The sequence below is a fragment of the Stenotrophomonas sp. 2201_Sma genome (assembly GCF_056486685.1).
Genome location: NZ_CM151329.1, coordinates 1,212,808 through 1,228,816 on the forward strand (window position 1 = coordinate 1,212,808; position 16,009 = coordinate 1,228,816).

Below are 16,009 nucleotides of genomic sequence, written 5' to 3' on the forward strand. Positions count from 1 at the left end.
CCGGCGCTACCGGTGTCGTTACGTCGACGGATGGATGCGGACCCGCACTTCTTCCTGTTCCGGCGCGGGCTGCTGCGGTTGCGTCTGTGGGGCGGGGGCGGGTGCTGCGGGGGCCGGGCCACCGCGGTGGCGCAGGCCGATCACCAGCGCCACGCCAGCGATCACCACCAGCAGTGCGATGCGGATCCGCCAGGCCCAGCTGCGCCCGCCGCTGCCGGCATCCGGCGTGTCGCGGAACGCGAACTCGGCCGTGGGATGGTCGCGGCGGGTGGTATCGAGCAGGCGTGCATCGCGCAGGATGTCGCGCGCACGCGGCTGGTCGTCGGCGCGCACGATCCAGACCGCTGGATAGCCCTGCGTATTGCCCAGGTCGGTATAGCTGAACTGGCCGCGCCGCCGGGTCTTGTACGAGCGACCATTGGTCACCTTCACTTCGATGCCATGGCTGCGCAGGAGCTCGGCCACGCCCTCGACGGTTTCCACACGCTGGCTGCTGAAGATCTGACGCATCGGATCAGTCCTTGGCCGGCACGGCGGCCGCTGCAGTCTGGTCGGGAACCACGCGGATCAGGCCCTCCTGTGCCGTGCTGGCCACCAGCACGCCATTGCGGGTGAAGAACTGGCCGCGGGCGAGGCCGCGCGAATCCTGCGCACTGGGGCTGTCCAGCGAATAGAGCAGCCAGTCGTCGGCGCGGAACGGGCGGTGGAACCAGATCGCGTGGTCGAGCGAGGCCATCTGCACGTGCGGATGGTAGTAGCTGATGCCGTGCGGGAAGGTCGCCGTGCCCAGCAGATGGAAGTCGGACGCATAGGCCAGCAGCGCCTGGTGCAGCTCGGGGGCATCACCGACCGGTTCGCTCAACCGCATCCAGACCTGGTGATAGGGCGGGCGCTTGGGCGGATTCAGTTCGTCGCGGGGATAGACGTGGCGGAACTCGAACGGGCCACCGCGCGAGAGCCAGCGCTGCACTTTGATCGGCAGCCGCTCCAGCACTTCGGCCGGCAACGGGCGGTTCGGCTCGATGTCTTCCGGTTGAGGCACTTCGGGCATCTTGTGCTGATGCTCGGCACCGGTCTCCGCCTGCTGGAACGAGGCAGCACAGAAGAAGATCACCTTGCCATGCTGGATCGCGGTCACCCGGCGCACGGAGAAGCTGCCGCCATCGCGGGTGCGGTCCACGTCGTAGACGATCGGATGGTCGATGTTGCCGGCCCGCAGGAAATACGCGTGCAGCGAATGCACATGGCGCCCGTTGTCGACCGTGGCCTGGGCGGCGGCCAGCGCCTGGCCCAGCACCTGCCCGCCGAACACGTACTTGGTGCCGATGTCGCGGCTTTGTCCGCGGAACAGGTTGTCTTCCAGCCGCTCCAGGGTGAGCAGGTCGATCAGCTCGGAGACGACGGGTTCGGGCGTGTCGTTCAAGGGGGCGGCCACAGCAGTGAAGAAGGACCGATTATACCGGTCAGGGGTCAGATCCCTTTCGCCTGGCGAAAGGGATCTGACCCCGATGCCACGCGATGCCCCAACTTCGGTCGTGCCGGCCGCTGGCCAGCACGACCGCCTACTTGCCCAGCCGCGCCACCAGCGCCTGCAGGGCATTCTGTGCGTCCGGGGCGAACCAGGCCTCTACGAACCGGTCCAGCTGGATCAGGTCCGGGTGCAGCGCTTCGTGCAGGTCATTGCGGGCCACGGCGCGGGTCAGCAGCATCGGCTGCCGCGGCTGCCTGAGCAGGTTCTGCAGCCAGGCCACGGCGCGGGCGACCACCAGATCGCCCTCGGCCAGTTCGTCGACCAGGCCGATCTGCAGCGCCTGCTCGGCCGGCACCAGGGCGCCGGTGGTGAGCAGCACCCCCGCGCGGTGCACGCCGACGGTACGGCGCAGCAGGCGCTGGATGCCTTCCGGTGCGATCAGGCCGACCTGCACCTCGTTCAGTCCGATGGCATACGGGCGTGCCGGGTCGGCGCTGCGCGCCATCACCCGGTAATCGCAGCACAGGGCGAGCACGCAACCGCCGGCAGGGGCGTGGCCGGTGATCGCGGCGACCACCGGGATGCGGCTCTCGGCCAGCGTACGTACCGCGCCGAAGAAGGCATTCCAGGTATCCAGCAGCTTGTGCTTGTCATCGCCGTGGGAGAGCAGGTGTGGCACGTCCATGCCGCCGGTGAACACGCGCTCGCTGCCGGACAGCACGATGCCGTGCGCATCGTCGGCCATGGCCTGCTCGACGGCGTGGATCAGCTGCCGGCACAGGTCGGTGTCCAGCGCGTTGACCGGCGGCCGCGCCAAGCGCAGTTCGCGGATGGGACCATGGTTGATCACCTCGATGAGCGTCGTCATGCTGCGGTCTCGTTGCGAAGAAGGAACGTGGGCGATGATAACCAAACCATTCGTTGGCGTACTGTTGCTTCTGTGTGCGTCCGCAGCAGCGGCGGCGGAATCACGCTGTGTGACGGTGGAGCAGGGCTGGGTGCGCCTGCCGCCGAACCCGGCCATGCCGATGACGGCGGGTTACGGGACGATCGTGAACCGCTGCGCAGCGCCGGTGACGGTGGTGGGCGCGGGCAGCAGGGCCTTCGGCGACGTGTCACTGCACGAGACCACCGTGGTCGACGGTGTCAGCCGGATGCGCGAAGTCGAACGGCTGCCGATTGCAGCCGGAGCGCGCACCGAGCTCAAGCCCGGTGGCCTGCACCTGATGCTGATGGAAGGCGAGGGAGCTTTGAAGGAAGGGCAGGTCGTGCCGCTGCAGTTGCAGCTGGAGGGCGGTGGCACCGCCAGCGCAACGCTGACGGTACGCAAGGCCGCTCCATGATGCAGCGCCCGTTCTGCCGGGCATCAGGGTCGGACCGGCGTCGGTAGCGCCGGCCCATGCCCGGCGGGGTGGGGCCGACCAGGGCCGGCACCCACCCGCAGTGCATCAGCTCGATGCGCTGCGGATCGCGTCCGGCAGCGGCGCGCTTTTGCCGGTCTGGGTATCCATCCAGACCACCACCACGTTGCCATCGGAGTACAGCTTCGACTCGTCCTGCTGGTCGACGATGCGGTGACCGATGGTGACGCTGCTGTTGCCCAGGCGCTCGACGAACAGTTCGACCAGGATGTCGTTGGGCCACACGATCGGCAGCCGGTAGTTGACGTTGGTCGCGGCCACCACCGGCGCGATGCGGTCGGTCATCGACACGCCTTCCACGCCCAGCATCCAGCGCACGCGCGCTTCCTCCAGGTAGGAGATGTACTTGGCGTTGTTCACATGGCCCATGCTGTCCATGTCGCGCCAGCGCACGCTGATCGGGATGCGGGCCAGGATCTTGTGTTCGCTGCTCATCAGGCGTCCTTCTTCTTGGTCGTGCTCTTGCTGGCCTTGCCGGTGCTCTTGGCGGCCACGGCCTTCTTCGCCACCTTCTCCGGCTTCACCTTGCGCGGCGGCCGGGCGTCGGGCTTGTTGGCCACGGCGGCCGGCTGCTCCGGGCGCGCACTGGTGGACGGCAGCATGCGTGCCAGGAACTGCCCGGTGTACGACTGCGGGCAGGCGGCCACGTCTTCCGGCGTGCCGGTGACCAGGATGGTGCCACCCCGGTGGCCGCCTTCCGGCCCCAGGTCGACGATCCAGTCGGCGGTCTTGATCACATCGAGGTTGTGCTCGATCACCACCACCGTGTTGCCTTCGTCGCGCAGCTTGTGCAGCACGCCCAGCAGCGCTTCGATGTCGTGGAAGTGCAGGCCGGTGGTCGGTTCGTCGAGGATGTACAGGGTGCGGCCGGTATCGCGGCGCGACAGCTCCTTGGACAGCTTCACGCGCTGCGCTTCACCACCGGACAGCGTGGTCGCGCTCTGTCCCAGCTTGATGTAGCTCAGGCCGACATCCACCAGCGTTTCCAGCTTGCGCGCGATCGACGGCACGGGCTCGAACAGCTTCAGCGCATCTTCGACGGTCATTTCCAGCACGTCGTTGATGTTGAAGCCCTTGTACAGGATCTCCAGCGTTTCGCGGTTGTAGCGCTTGCCGTGGCAGACATCGCAGGGCACGTACACGTCCGGCAGGAAGTGCATCTCGACCTTGATCAGGCCATCACCCTGGCACGCCTCGCAGCGTCCGCCACGCACGTTGAAGCTGAAACGACCCGGTGAATAACCACGCGCACGCGCTTCGGGCACCTGTGCGAACAGCTCGCGCAGCGGGGTGAACAGGCCGGTGTAGGTGGCCGGGTTCGAGCGCGGGGTGCGGCCGATCGGCGACTGGTCGATGTCCACGACCTTGTCGAACAGGTCCAGGCCATCGATCTCCTTGTACGGGGCGACCGGGTGCGAGGAGCCGTTGATCTCGTTGGCGGCCAGCGAGAACAGGGTGTCATTGATCAGCGTCGACTTGCCCGAGCCGGACACGCCGGTCACGCAGGTCAGCAGGCCCGAGGGAATCGACAGGTCCACGCCCTTCAGGTTGTTGCCGCTGGCGCCGCGCAGATGCAGGGTCATCTTCGGATTCGGCCGGTGCCGGCGCGCCGGGATCTCGATCGAGCGCTTGCCGGACAGGTACTGGCCCGTCAGCGAACGGGGTGCATCCAGGATGTCCTGCAGGGTGCCCTGGCCGACGATCTCGCCACCGTGCACGCCCGCGCCCGGGCCGATGTCCAGCACGTAGTCGGCCAGGCGGATCGCATCTTCGTCATGCTCGACCACGATCACCGTGTTGCCGAGGTCGCGCAGGCGGGTGAGGGTGCCCAGCAGGCGTTCGTTGTCGCGCTGGTGCAGGCCGATCGACGGCTCGTCGAGCACGTACATCACGCCGACCAGGCCGGCACCGATCTGGCTGGCCAGGCGGATGCGCTGTGCCTCGCCACCGGAGAGGGTATCGGCCTTGCGCTCCAGAGTGAGGTAGTCCAGGCCCACGTCGACCAGGAAGCCCAGGCGTTCGCCGATCTCCTTGACGATCTTCGAGGCGATCTCGCCACGCCAGCCCGGCAGGCTCAGTTCGCTGAAGAACTTCAGGGCTTCGTCGATCGGCAGCACCACCAGGTCCGGCAGCGGCCGGTCGGCCACGAACACGTTGCGCGCAGCCTTGTTCAGGCGGGCACCGTTGCACTCGGGGCAGGCGCGCTCGCTGATGTACTTGCCGAGCTCCTCCTGCACGGCCGCCGACTCGGTTTCCTTGTAGCGGCGTTCCAGGTTGGGAATGATGCCCTCGAAGCGGTGCTTGCGCTGGGTGCGGCCGCCGGCTTCGGTGAAGTAGGTGAACGTGATTGCGTCCTCGCCGCTGCCATACAGCACGGCCTGCTGCACCTTGGCCGGCAGCGAGTTCCAGGCGGCATCGACGTCGAACTTGTAGTGACGTGCCAGCGAGGCGATCAGCTGGAAATAGTACGCATTGCGACGGTCCCAGCCACGTACTGCGCCGGCGGCCAGGGACAGCTCGGGATGCACGACCACGCGCGAGGGATCGAAGAATTCGGCCATGCCCAGGCCATCACAACCGGGGCAGGCGCCCATCGGCGCGTTGAACGAGAACAGGCGCGGTTCCAGCTCCGGCAGCGAGTAATCGCAGACCGGGCAGGAGTATTTGGAGGAGAACAGGGTCGGCGCGCTGGCGGTGTTGTCCAGGCTCTGCACCGAGGCCATGCCGTCGCCGAGTTTCAGCGCGGTCTCGAAGCTCTCGGCCAAGCGCTGCTTGATGTCCTCGCGCGGGCGGAAGCGGTCGATCACCGCCTCGATGGTGTGCTTCTGGCGCAGCGCCAGCGGCGGCACCGCGTCGATCTCATGCAGCTCGCCATCCACGCGCACGCGCACGAAGCCCTGTGCGCGCAGCTGGTCGAATACCTGCGCGTGTTCGCCCTTGCGATCGCGGATCACCGGGGCCAGCAGCATGTAGCGCTGTTCCGGGTCCAGCGTCAGCACCTGGTCGACCATCTGGCTGACCGTCTGCGCTTCCAGCGGATAGCCGTGGTCGGGGCAGCGCGGCGTGCCGACGCGGGCATACAGCAGGCGCAGGTAGTCGTAGATCTCGGTGATCGTGCCGACCGTCGAGCGCGGGTTGTGCGACGTCGACTTCTGCTCGATCGAGATCGCCGGAGACAGGCCCTCGATGTGGTCCAGGTCCGGCTTCTCCATCACGCTCAGGAACTGCCGGGCGTAGGCCGACAGCGACTCGACGTAGCGACGCTGGCCTTCGGCGTAGATCGTGTCGAAAGCCAGCGACGACTTGCCCGAGCCGGACAGGCCGGTGATCACGATCAGCTTGTCGCGGGGCAGGTCGAGGTCGAGGTTCTTCAGGTTGTGCGTCCGCGCGCCGCGGATGCGGATGAAATCCATCGCCATGGGGAATCCGGTTGTGGGGGCGTTGGCTGGGTGCCGGGCCAGCAGGGAACGGCAATCGGTCAGCCTACCGAGGTGACCAGATGGGGGCAATGGGCGACAATGCCAGCCCGGTGTCTCACCTTCTGAGACAGGCCGACAGGTGGGGGTCAGATCCCTTTTCACGTTGTGAAAAGGGATCTGACCCCGTTCCGGCCGGGCCCCCCAGGCCGTTCAGGGGTTGACTTGACCCGCGGCCGTTGATCTGCGTACAATTTCGCTCCTGTCCGCCCTCGATGGCGGCAGCTCAGACCACAATAACTACAGAGGAAGGCCTGGTCATGTACGCAGTACTGGTCACCGGCGGTAAGCAATACCGCGTGGCGCAGGGCGAAAAGCTCCGCGTTGAAAAGCTCGAAGTCGAAGTCGGCAGCGAGATCAAGTTCGACAACATCCTGATGCTGGGCGACAGCGATGGCGTGAAGCTGGGCGATGCGCTGAAGGGCGCCGCCGTCACCGCCAAGGTTCTGTCCCAGGGTCGTGCTGACAAGGTCCGGATCATCAAGTTCCGTCGCCGCAAGCACCACATGAAGCGCCAGGGTCACCGTCAGTACTACACCGAAATCGAGATCACCGGCATCGCCGGCTAAGCATCAGGAGAAGCAGTCATGGCACATAAAAAGGGCGTAGGCTCCTCGCGCAACGGTCGCGACTCCAACCCGAAGTACCTCGGCGTCAAGATCTTCGGCGGCCAGGCCATCGAAGCAGGCAACATCATCGTGCGCCAGCGCGGCACCCAGTTCCACCCGGGTTCCGGCGTCGGCCTGGGCCGTGACCACACCCTGTTCGCCCTCGTGGACGGCAAGGTGGAGTTCTCGGTCAAGGGTCCGAAGAAGCGTCGCACCGTCAGCATCGTCTCGGCCGAAGCCTGATCCAGGCATCCGCCGGCACCCGTGCCCCGGCATGGGAATGCTGCATGAAGAGCCCCGCTTCGGCGGGGCTTTTCGTTAGAGTAAAAGCAAGACCGGCTGCGCCGGGTTGCCCGCCATCGGCTGGCATTACATTCAAGGCGACGGCAGGTTGGCCGCGCCCATCGCAGGCATCGAAACAATGAAACTGGTAGACGAAGCAGAAATCGAAGTGTTCGCCGGCAACGGCGGCAACGGCTGCATTGGCTTCCGTCGCGAGAAGTTCATTCCGCTCGGCGGCCCGGACGGCGGCGACGGCGGTGCGGGCGGCAGCGTGTACATCCGCGCCGACGAGAACCTGAACACCCTGGTCGACTTCCGCCATGACCGCATCTTCAGGGCGCAGCGCGGCGAGAACGGCATGGGCCGGCAGGCCTACGGCAAGGGTGGCGAAGATCTGACCATCACCGTGCCGGTCGGCACCGTGGTCATCAACGTCGCCACCGATGAAATCATCGGCGACCTGACCCAGCACAACGACCGCCTGCTGGTGGCCAAGGGCGGCAGGGGCGGCCTGGGCAACATGCACTTCAAGAGCTCGACCAACCGTTCGCCGCGCCAGGCGCTGCCGGGCGAGCCGGGCGAAGAGCGCACGCTGAAGCTGGAACTGAAGCTGCTGGCCGACGTCGGCCTGCTGGGCTTCCCCAATGCCGGCAAGAGCACCCTGATCCGCGCTGTCTCGGCGGCGACGCCGAAGGTGGCCGACTACCCGTTCACCACGCTGTACCCGAATCTGGGCGTGGTGAAGGTCGAGAACTACCGCAGCTTCGTGATCGCCGACATTCCGGGCCTGATCGAGGGTGCGGCCGACGGTGCCGGCCTGGGCGCGCAGTTCCTGCGCCACCTGCAGCGCACCCGCCTGCTGCTGCACCTGGTGGACATCTCGCCGATGGAGGGTGGCGTGGAAGGTATCTCCCCGGTCGAGCAGGTGCGCGCGATCGAGCGCGAGCTGGAAAAGCACGATCCGGAGCTGCTGCAAAAGCCGCGCTGGCTGGTGCTGAACAAGGCTGACCTGATGTTCGAGGACGAGGCCAAGGCGGCGGCCGAACAGATCGTGGCCGAGCTGGGCTGGAAGGAGCCCTGGTTCCTGGTGTCCGCCCTGGGGCGCGAAGGTACCTTCCCGATCATGAGCCGGATCATGGCCTTCTTCGATCGGCAGAAGGAAGAGGAGCTGGAGGCCCGCAACGCGCAGTAAGGGCGTTGTGGCTCCCGCCAGAAAAGCCCGGCTTCGGCCGGGTTTTTTTGTTGGTTGCGATGCAGGCAGCAGCCGAGCATGGGCTCGGCTCTACGGAAAGCGGGCAGGGCCCGGAGTGCAGGCAACAAAAAACCCGGCCGGAGCCGGGCTTTTGCGTGTCGCCGGGACGGCAGCCCCGGCGGCAACCGGATCAGGCGGCCTTGAGGGCCTTGATGCGGTCGTTCAGGCGGCTCTTGTGGCGAGCAGCCTTGTTCTTGTGGATCAGGCCACGCGCGCTGAAGCGATCCAGGATCGGCTGGGCAACGGCGAAGGCGGCTTCGGCGCCGGCGGCATCGTTGGCGTCCAGCGCCTTGATCACTTTCTTGACAGCGGTGCGCAGCATCGAGCGCTGAGCCACGTTGCGCGCGTTGCGCACGACGGTCTGCTTGGCGCGCTTCTTGGCGGACTTGATATTGGCCACGGTGGTGGTTTCCTGAAAAAATCGGTGTTATGGGAACAGCAAGCTGGCTAGTATGATGGCGCGGGAAATGTACGTCAAGTCGATTGTCAAGAGGGACGTTGAGTGAGTTCACCGAAGATGTTGCGGGGCCTGCTGTCGTTCAGCAGCATGACCATGGTCTCGCGGGTGCTCGGACTTGTCCGGGACCAGGTGATCACCACCACGTTCGGCACCAATGCGGTCACCGATGCGTTCTGGGTGGCGTTCAGGGTACCCAATTTCCTGCGTCGCCTGTTCGCCGAAGGCTCCTTCGCCACCGCCTTCGTGCCGGTGTTCACCGAGGTGAAGGAGACCCGCAGCCACACCGAACTGCGCGAACTGATGTCACGCGTGGCGGGCACCTTGGGCGGGACGCTGCTGGTGGTCACCGCGCTGGCGTTGATCTTCGCTCCCCAGCTGGCGGTGGTGTTCTCAAGTGGCGCTGATACCGACCCGGTCAAACAGACCCTGCTGGTCGATCTGTTCCGCCTGACCTTCCCGTTCCTGTTGTTCGTCTCGCTCACCGCGCTGGCCGGCGGGGCGCTGAATAGCTTCCAGCGCTTCGCGATGCCGGCGCTGACCCCGGTCATCCTCAACCTGTGCATGATCGCCGGCGCGCTGTGGTTGGCGCCGCAACTCGGCGGCACCCCGGAAAAGCAGATCCTGGCGCTGGGCTGGGCCGTGCTGGCGGCCGGTATCCTGCAGTTGCTGTTCCAGCTGCCCTCGCTCAAGGGGATCAATCTGCTGACCCTGCCGCGCTGGGGCTGGAACCACCCGGGTGTGCGCAAGGTGCTGACCCTGATGGTGCCGACCCTGTTCGGTTCCTCGGTGGCGCAGATCAACCTGCTGCTGGACACCCTGATCGCGGCCAAGCTGACGGATGGCTCGCAGTCCTGGCTGTCCCTGGCCGACCGCTTCCTGGAGTTGCCGCTGGGGGTGTTCGGCGTGGCCCTGGGCACGGTGATCCTGCCGGCGTTGGCCCGCCACCACGTCAGCACCGACCGCGAGGGCTTCTCGCGCTCGCTCGACTGGGGCCTGCGCATGACCCTGCTGATCTCGGTGCCGGCCATGCTGGGCCTGGTGCTGCTGGCTGAACCGCTGATCGCCACGCTGTTCCAGTACCGCCAGTTCACCGCCTTCGACACCCGCATGACCGCGCTGTCGGTGTATGGCCTCAGCTTCGGCCTGCCGGCCTTCGCCCTGTTGAAGGTGGTCCTGCCGGCCTTCTATGCCCGCCAGGACACCCGCACCCCGGTACGTGCCGGCGTGGCCGCGCTGGTGGCCAACATGGTGTTCAACTTCGTCCTGCTGGCCGTGCTGTATCAGGTGATGGTGCCGGACACGCTGAAGGCGCAGGGCGTGATGACGGCCATCGGCAAGCAGCCCGGCCTGCATCTGGCGCTGGGCATTGCCAGTGCGTTGTCCAGTTACCTGAACCTGGGCCTGCTGTGGTACTGGCTGGGCAAGACCGATGTCTACCAGCGCCTGCCGGGCTGGGGCAGCTACCTCGTGCGGCTGCTGGTGGCGTGCGCGTGCATGGTCGGCGTGCTGCTGGCCCTGCTGTACTGGATGCCGGCCTTCACCGGCATGGATAAATGGCACCGGATCGGCGGCCTGATCCTGCTGGTGGGGGGCGGTGGCCTGACCTATCTGCTGGCGATGCTGGCCATGGGCTTCCGCCCGCGCGACCTGCGCGGGCATTGATCGTCGCCTGCGGCGGCTATACTTCAGGGTTACACCATTGAAGCGGCGGCCCCGGGTGGGCCGGAACGGGAGTTGATGAGCAGGCTGTTCAGAAGCGTCGAGGGCGGGGAGCTGTTCCCCAACGGAAGCGTGGTCTGCATCGGTGCATTCGACGGCCTCCATCTGGGGCATCGTGCACTGGTGCGGCATGCCGTTGCTCGTGCGCGGGCCTTGGGCGTGGCTGCGGTGGCCGTGGCGTTCGAACCGTTGCCCCGTGAGTTCTTCGCCCAGGGCACGCCACCACCGCGCCTGACGCTGGCACGCAGCAAGGTCGAGATGCTGCGCGAGCTGGGGGTGGACGCGGTGGGGCTGCTGCGCTTCGATGCAGCGATGGCGGCGATGCCGGCCGAAACCTTCGTCCGCCAGCTGCTGGTGCAGCGCCTGAATGCCCGCGAAGTGTGGATCGGGCCGGAGTTCTGCTTCGGCAACCGTCGTCGCGGTGATCTGGCCCTGCTGCAGAAGCTGGGTAGCGAGCTGGGCTTCAGCGCGGGCGAGATCGAGGCGGTCGACCTGCACGGCGAGCGCATTTCCAGTACCCGCATCCGCCAGCTGCTGCAGTCCGGCGATTTCGCCCGGGCCGGCGATCTGCTCGGTCGCCCCTACGCGATCAGCGGGCGGGTGGTGCGTGGTCGCCAGCTCGGCCGCACGCTGGGCTTCCCGACCGCCAACCTGCGTTTCCCCAAGACCCCGGCGTTGTCGGGCATCTACGCGACCTGGGTGCACGGTGTGTTCGACCAGCCCTGGCCGTCGGTGTCCAGCTTCGGCACGCGGCCGACGGTGGAGGGCGTGGAGCCGCTGCTGGAAGCCCACCTGTTCGATTTCCAGGGTGACCTGTACGGTCGCCACATCGACGTTGAATTCGTCGCCAAGCTGCGTGACGAAGAGAAGTTCAATGATCTGGCGGCACTGACCGACCAGATGCACCGCGACGCCGAGCAGGCGCGCGCCATCCTTTCCGAACATAGATTGCGAGCCACTGCGTGAGCCAGGACTACAAGACCACCCTGAACCTGCCAGCCACCGATTTCCCGATGCGCGGCGATCTGCCCAAGCGCGAGCCGGGCATTCTGGCGCGGTGGGAGGAGCAGGGGCTCTACCAGCAGCTGCGCGACAACGCCGCCGGCCGCCCGCTGTTCGTGCTGCACGACGGCCCGCCGTATGCCAACGGCCGCATCCACCTGGGCCACGCGGTCAACAAGATCCTGAAGGACATCATCGTCAAGTCGCGTTACCTGGCCGGTTTCGATGCGCCCTACGTGCCCGGCTGGGACTGCCACGGCCTGCCGATCGAGATCGCGGTGGAAAAGAAATGGGGCAAGGTCGGCGTGAAGCTCGATGCGGTTGAATTCCGGCAGAAGTGCCGTGAGTTCGCCGAGGAGCAGATCGACATCCAGCGCGTGGACTTCAAGCGTCTGGGCGTGACCGGTGACTGGGACAACCCGTACAAGACCCTGAGCTTCGACTTCGAGGCCAACGAGATCCGCGCACTGGCCAAGGTGGTGGCCAATGGCCACCTGGTGCGGGGTGCCAAGCCGGTGTACTGGTGCTTCGACTGCGGTTCGGCGCTGGCCGAAGCCGAGATCGAATACCAGGAAAAGGAATCGCCGGCGATCGACGTGGCATACCCCGCGCGCGATCCGCAGGCCATCGGCCAGGCATTCGGCGTGAGCGTGCCGGCCGATGTGGACGTGGCGGTGCCGATCTGGACCACCACGCCGTGGACGCTGCCGGCGTCGCTGGCCGTGTCGCTGGGTGCGGACATCCGTTACGTGCTGGCCGAAGGCCCGGCGCACAACGGCAAGCGCCGCTGGCTGGTGCTTGCCGCTGCGCTGGCTGGACGTGCGCTGCAGCGCTACGGCGTCGAGGAGGTGGTACTGCACGGCGAAACCACGGGCGCTGCACTGGAAAACCAGCTGCTGTCGCATCCGTTCTATGCCGGGCGCGCGATCCCGCTGCTCAACGGCGACCATGTGTCCGACGAAGACGGTACCGGTGCGGTGCACACCGCTCCTGGACATGGCCAGGAAGACTACGTGGTCAGCCAGAAGTACGGCCTGCTCGACACGTACAACGCCGGCCAGGTGACGCCGATCGATGGCCGTGGCGTGTACCTGGAATCGACGCCGCCGGCCGGTGACGTGGTACTGGCCGGCCAGCACCTGTGGAAGGCGCAGGAGGCCATCATCGGCGTGCTGCGCGACAACGGCACGCTGCTGGCCTTCCACCCGATCCGCCACAGCTATCCGCACTGCTGGCGCCACAAGACGCCGGTGGTGTTCCGTGCCACCCCGCAGTGGTTCATCTCGATGGACAAGGCCAACCTGCGCAGCGATGCGCTGGCCGCGATCGACACCGTCGGCTGGTTCCCGGCCTGGGGCAAGGCGCGCATCCAGAGCATGGTCGATGGCCGTCCGGACTGGACGATCTCGCGCCAGCGCACCTGGGGCGTGCCGATCGCACTGTTCACCCATCGCCAGACCGGCGAGATCCACCCGCGCTCGGTGGAGCTGATGCAGCAGGTTGCCGACCGTGTCGAAGCCGAGGGCATCGACGTGTGGTACTCGCTGGATGCAACCGAACTGCTGGGCGCCGAAGCGGCCGACTACGAGAAGGTCACCGACATCCTCGACGTCTGGTTCGACTCGGGTGTCACCCATGAAGGCGTGCTGGCCGCGCGTGGCTTCGGCAAGCCGGCCGACCTGTACCTGGAAGGCTCGGACCAGCACCGCGGCTGGTTCCAGTCGTCGTTGCTGACCGGCGTGGCAATCGACAGGCGCGCGCCCTACAAGCAGTGCCTCACCCATGGTTTCACCGTGGACGAGCACGGTCGCAAGATGTCCAAGTCGCTGGGCAACGGCATCGAGCCGCAGGACATCATGAACAAGCTGGGCGCGGACATCCTGCGCCTGTGGATCGCCTCGGCCGACTACAGCAACGAGATGTCGCTGTCGCAGGAGATCCTCAAGCGCAATGCCGACGCCTACCGTCGCCTGCGCAACACCGCGCGCTTCCTGCTCGGCAACCTGGACGGGTTCGATCCGGCCCGGGACCTGCGCCCGCTCGACCAGATGGTGGCGCTGGACCGCTGGATCGTGCATCGCGCGTGGGAACTGCAGGAGAAGATCAAGGCGGCCTACGACGGCTACAACATGGCCGAGATCGTGCAGCTGCTGCTGAACTTCTGCAGCGTGGACCTGGGCTCGCTGTACCTGGACGTCACCAAGGACCGCCTGTACACGATGCCGACCGACTCGCACGGTCGCCGTTCGGCGCAGAGCGCGATGTATCACATCGCCGAGGCGTTCACCCGCTGGGTGGCACCGATCCTGACCTTCACCGCCGACGAGCTGTGGGGCTACCTGCCGGGCACGCGCACCGGCCACGTGCTGTTCACCACCTGGTACGAGGGCCTGGCGCCGCTGCCGGCGGATGCCCAGCTCAACGCTGCCGATTTCGACCAGCTGCTGGCCGTGCGCGAGCAGGTGGCCAAGGTGCTCGAGCCGATGCGTGCCAACGGCGCGATCGGCGCCGCCCTGGAGGCCGAGATCACCGTGGCCGCCAGCGAAGAGCAGGCGGCGCGCTGGCAGCCGCTGGCCGACGAACTGCGCTTCCTGTTCATCAGCGGTGACGTGCAGGTGCGTCCGGCAACCACCGACGAGGTGTTCGTCAGTGCCCAGCCGACCACCAAGGCCAAGTGTGTGCGCTGCTGGCATCACCGCGCCGACGTCGGCAGTCATGCCGATCACCCGGAACTGTGCGGCCGTTGCGTGAGCAACATCGACGGCGCTGGCGAAGTTCGGAGCTGGTTCTGATGAGCGCCGCCCGTCCGCATCCCAACGCTCTGGTCTGGCTGCTGCTGTCGGCGGCCATCATCGGCCTGGACCAGTGGTCCAAGGCCTGGGTCCTGTCGAGCCTGCCGGAGTTCCAGCCGGTGGTGGTCATCGATGGCTTCTGGAACTGGTATCGCACCTACAACACCGGTGCCGCATTCAGTTTCCTCAGCGACGCCGGTGGCTGGCAGAAGTATTTCTTCACGGCGCTGGCGATCGCCATCAGCGGCCTGATGGCATGGTGGCTGCGTGGCACCGCCCGTGGCAACTGGAAGGCCGCCGTTCCCTATGCGCTGATCATCGGCGGGGCGATCGGCAACGTGATCGACCGCCAGGTGCACGGTCATGTCGTCGATTTCATCCAGTGGTACGTTGGCAGCTATACCTGGCCGGCGTTCAACATCGCCGACTCGGCCATCGTGGTCGGTGCCATCGGCATCGCCCTGACCGGCCTGTTCGACGGCAGGTCCGCCAAAAAGGCGGATAATGCCACTCCGAAACCGTAAGCCGGCCGCTGCCGGGAGATTGAACTGATGGATGTGCTGCTCGCCAACCCGCGTGGTTTCTGTGCCGGTGTCGATCGTGCGATCGAGATCGTGAAGCGCGCGATCGAAACGCTCGGCGCGCCCATCTACGTCCGTCATGAGGTGGTGCACAACCGCTTCGTGGTCGATGATCTGAAGCAGCGCGGTGCGATCTTCGTCGAGGAACTGGACGAGGTGCCGGACAACAACACCGTCATCTTCAGTGCCCACGGTGTATCCCAGGCAGTGCGCCTGGAAGCGGAGCGTCGTGGCCTGAAGGTATTCGATGCCACCTGTCCGCTGGTCACCAAGGTCCACTTCGAAGTGGCGCGCCATTGCCGTGCGGGCCGCGACGTGGTGCTGATCGGTCACGCCGGCCATCCGGAAGTGGAAGGCACGATGGGGCAGTGGAACCAGGAAGCCGGTACCGGCCAGATCTACCTGGTGGAGGATGTGGAGCAGGTCGCCACGCTGCAGATCAACCAGCCCGAGAACTTCGCCTACACCACCCAGACCACGCTGTCCGTGGACGATACGCGCGGCATCATCGACGCCCTGCGCGAGCGCTTCCCGGCCATGCAGGGGCCGAAGAACGACGATATCTGCTACGCCACGCAGAACCGGCAGGACGCGGTACGTGACCTGGCCAAGCGCTGCGATCTGGTGCTGGTGGTCGGGTCCCCGAACAGCTCCAATTCCAACCGGCTGAGCGAGCTGGCACGGCGCGAAGGCGTCGAGAGCTACCTGATCGACGGCGCCCATGAGATCAACCCGGCCTGGGTGCAGGGCAAGCAGCACATCGGCGTCACCGCCGGTGCGTCGGCACCGCAGGTGCTGGTCGATGGCGTGCTTGCGCGCCTGGCCGAACTGGGCGCGGGCAGTGTGTCCGAGCTTGATGGCGAGCCGGAATCGATGGTGTTCGCGCTGCCGAAGGAACTGCGCCTGCGCCTGATCGACTGACCGGGAAAGGCCTCGTCCACGCAC

At 66.5% G+C, this 16,009-nt stretch carries 15 protein-coding genes; 9 read left to right on the forward strand and 6 right to left on the reverse strand.

Going from position 1 to position 16,009, the window contains the following annotated elements:
• Positions 1-18: 18 nt before the first annotated feature.
• The 3 genes from ACZLIF_RS05750 to ACZLIF_RS05760 form a co-directional block, all read right to left on the reverse strand.
• On the reverse strand, positions 19-510 hold the full coding sequence (locus tag ACZLIF_RS05750; protein WP_478462404.1) for a pathogenicity-like protein: 492 nt from the start codon (positions 508-510) through the stop codon (positions 19-21).
• 4 nt (positions 511-514) lie between these two features.
• Positions 515-1,435: an acyl-CoA thioesterase II gene (tesB, locus tag ACZLIF_RS05755; RefSeq protein ID WP_414487809.1), complete on the reverse strand. Its 921-nt coding sequence runs from the start codon at positions 1,433-1,435 to the stop codon at positions 515-517.
• 127 nt (positions 1,436-1,562) lie between these two features.
• A complete protein-coding gene (locus ACZLIF_RS05760; protein ID WP_053516135.1) occupies positions 1,563-2,339 on the reverse strand; it encodes an enoyl-CoA hydratase/isomerase family protein in 777 nt (258 codons plus the stop codon).
• Positions 2,340-2,373: 34 nt separating this feature from the next.
• On the opposite strand from ACZLIF_RS05760, the gene ACZLIF_RS05765 reads away from it, so the two are divergent.
• Entirely contained in the window at positions 2,374-2,814 is a 441-nt protein-coding gene (locus ACZLIF_RS05765; protein WP_053516133.1) for a copper chaperone PCu(A)C, read from the forward strand.
• A 105-nt stretch (positions 2,815-2,919) separates the two neighbouring features.
• Here the strand turns inward: ACZLIF_RS05765 and ACZLIF_RS05770 are convergent, their stop codons facing one another.
• Both ACZLIF_RS05770 and uvrA read right to left on the reverse strand, forming a co-directional pair.
• On the reverse strand, positions 2,920-3,327 hold the full coding sequence (locus ACZLIF_RS05770) for an acyl-CoA thioesterase (RefSeq protein ID WP_053516131.1): 408 nt from the start codon (positions 3,325-3,327) through the stop codon (positions 2,920-2,922).
• A complete protein-coding gene (gene uvrA, locus ACZLIF_RS05775) occupies positions 3,327-6,311 on the reverse strand; it encodes an excinuclease ABC subunit UvrA (RefSeq protein ID WP_053516129.1) in 2,985 nt (994 codons plus the stop codon). Before uvrA ends, ACZLIF_RS05770 begins: the two co-directional genes overlap by 1 nt.
• 317 nt (positions 6,312-6,628) lie before the next feature.
• Between uvrA and rplU the strand changes: the two genes are divergently transcribed.
• The 3 genes from rplU (at position 6,629) to cgtA (ending at position 8,450) form a co-directional block, all read left to right on the forward strand.
• Positions 6,629-6,937: a 50S ribosomal protein L21 gene (gene rplU / locus ACZLIF_RS05780; RefSeq protein ID WP_006424709.1), complete on the forward strand. Its 309-nt coding sequence runs from the start codon at positions 6,629-6,631 to the stop codon at positions 6,935-6,937.
• 18 nt (positions 6,938-6,955) lie between these two features.
• A complete protein-coding gene (gene rpmA, locus ACZLIF_RS05785) occupies positions 6,956-7,219 on the forward strand; it encodes a 50S ribosomal protein L27 (RefSeq protein ID WP_053516127.1) in 264 nt (87 codons plus the stop codon).
• Positions 7,220-7,397: 178 nt separating this feature from the next.
• Complete coding sequence (gene cgtA, locus ACZLIF_RS05790; RefSeq protein WP_065181115.1) at positions 7,398-8,450, forward strand: Obg family GTPase CgtA; 1,053 nt, start codon at positions 7,398-7,400, stop codon at positions 8,448-8,450.
• 190 nt (positions 8,451-8,640) lie between these two features.
• On the opposite strand, the gene rpsT is transcribed toward cgtA, so the two are convergent.
• Positions 8,641-8,910: a 30S ribosomal protein S20 gene (gene rpsT / locus ACZLIF_RS05795; protein ID WP_005408560.1), complete on the reverse strand. Its 270-nt coding sequence runs from the start codon at positions 8,908-8,910 to the stop codon at positions 8,641-8,643.
• Between the two features lie 117 nt (positions 8,911-9,027).
• Between rpsT and murJ the strand changes: the two genes are divergently transcribed.
• From murJ to ispH, 5 genes are all read left to right on the forward strand, one after another.
• Positions 9,028-10,632: a murein biosynthesis integral membrane protein MurJ gene (gene murJ, locus ACZLIF_RS05800; RefSeq protein ID WP_128989459.1), complete on the forward strand. Its 1,605-nt coding sequence runs from the start codon at positions 9,028-9,030 to the stop codon at positions 10,630-10,632.
• Between the two features lie 75 nt (positions 10,633-10,707).
• Positions 10,708-11,655 (forward strand): bifunctional riboflavin kinase/FAD synthetase, encoded by a 948-nt coding sequence (locus tag ACZLIF_RS05805; RefSeq protein ID WP_128989413.1) that lies wholly within the window; start codon positions 10,708-10,710, stop codon positions 11,653-11,655.
• Positions 11,652-14,483: an isoleucine--tRNA ligase gene (gene ileS / locus ACZLIF_RS05810; RefSeq protein WP_065181117.1), complete on the forward strand. Its 2,832-nt coding sequence runs from the start codon at positions 11,652-11,654 to the stop codon at positions 14,481-14,483. The genes ACZLIF_RS05805 and ileS overlap by 4 nt, the downstream gene beginning before the upstream one ends.
• Positions 14,483-15,007 (forward strand): signal peptidase II, encoded by a 525-nt coding sequence (gene lspA / locus ACZLIF_RS05815; protein WP_065174616.1) that lies wholly within the window; start codon positions 14,483-14,485, stop codon positions 15,005-15,007. The genes ileS and lspA overlap by 1 nt, the downstream gene beginning before the upstream one ends.
• Before the next feature lie 27 nt (positions 15,008-15,034).
• Positions 15,035-15,985: a 4-hydroxy-3-methylbut-2-enyl diphosphate reductase gene (gene ispH, locus ACZLIF_RS05820; protein ID WP_053516117.1), complete on the forward strand. Its 951-nt coding sequence runs from the start codon at positions 15,035-15,037 to the stop codon at positions 15,983-15,985.
• Positions 15,986-16,009: the final 24 nt, after the last annotated feature.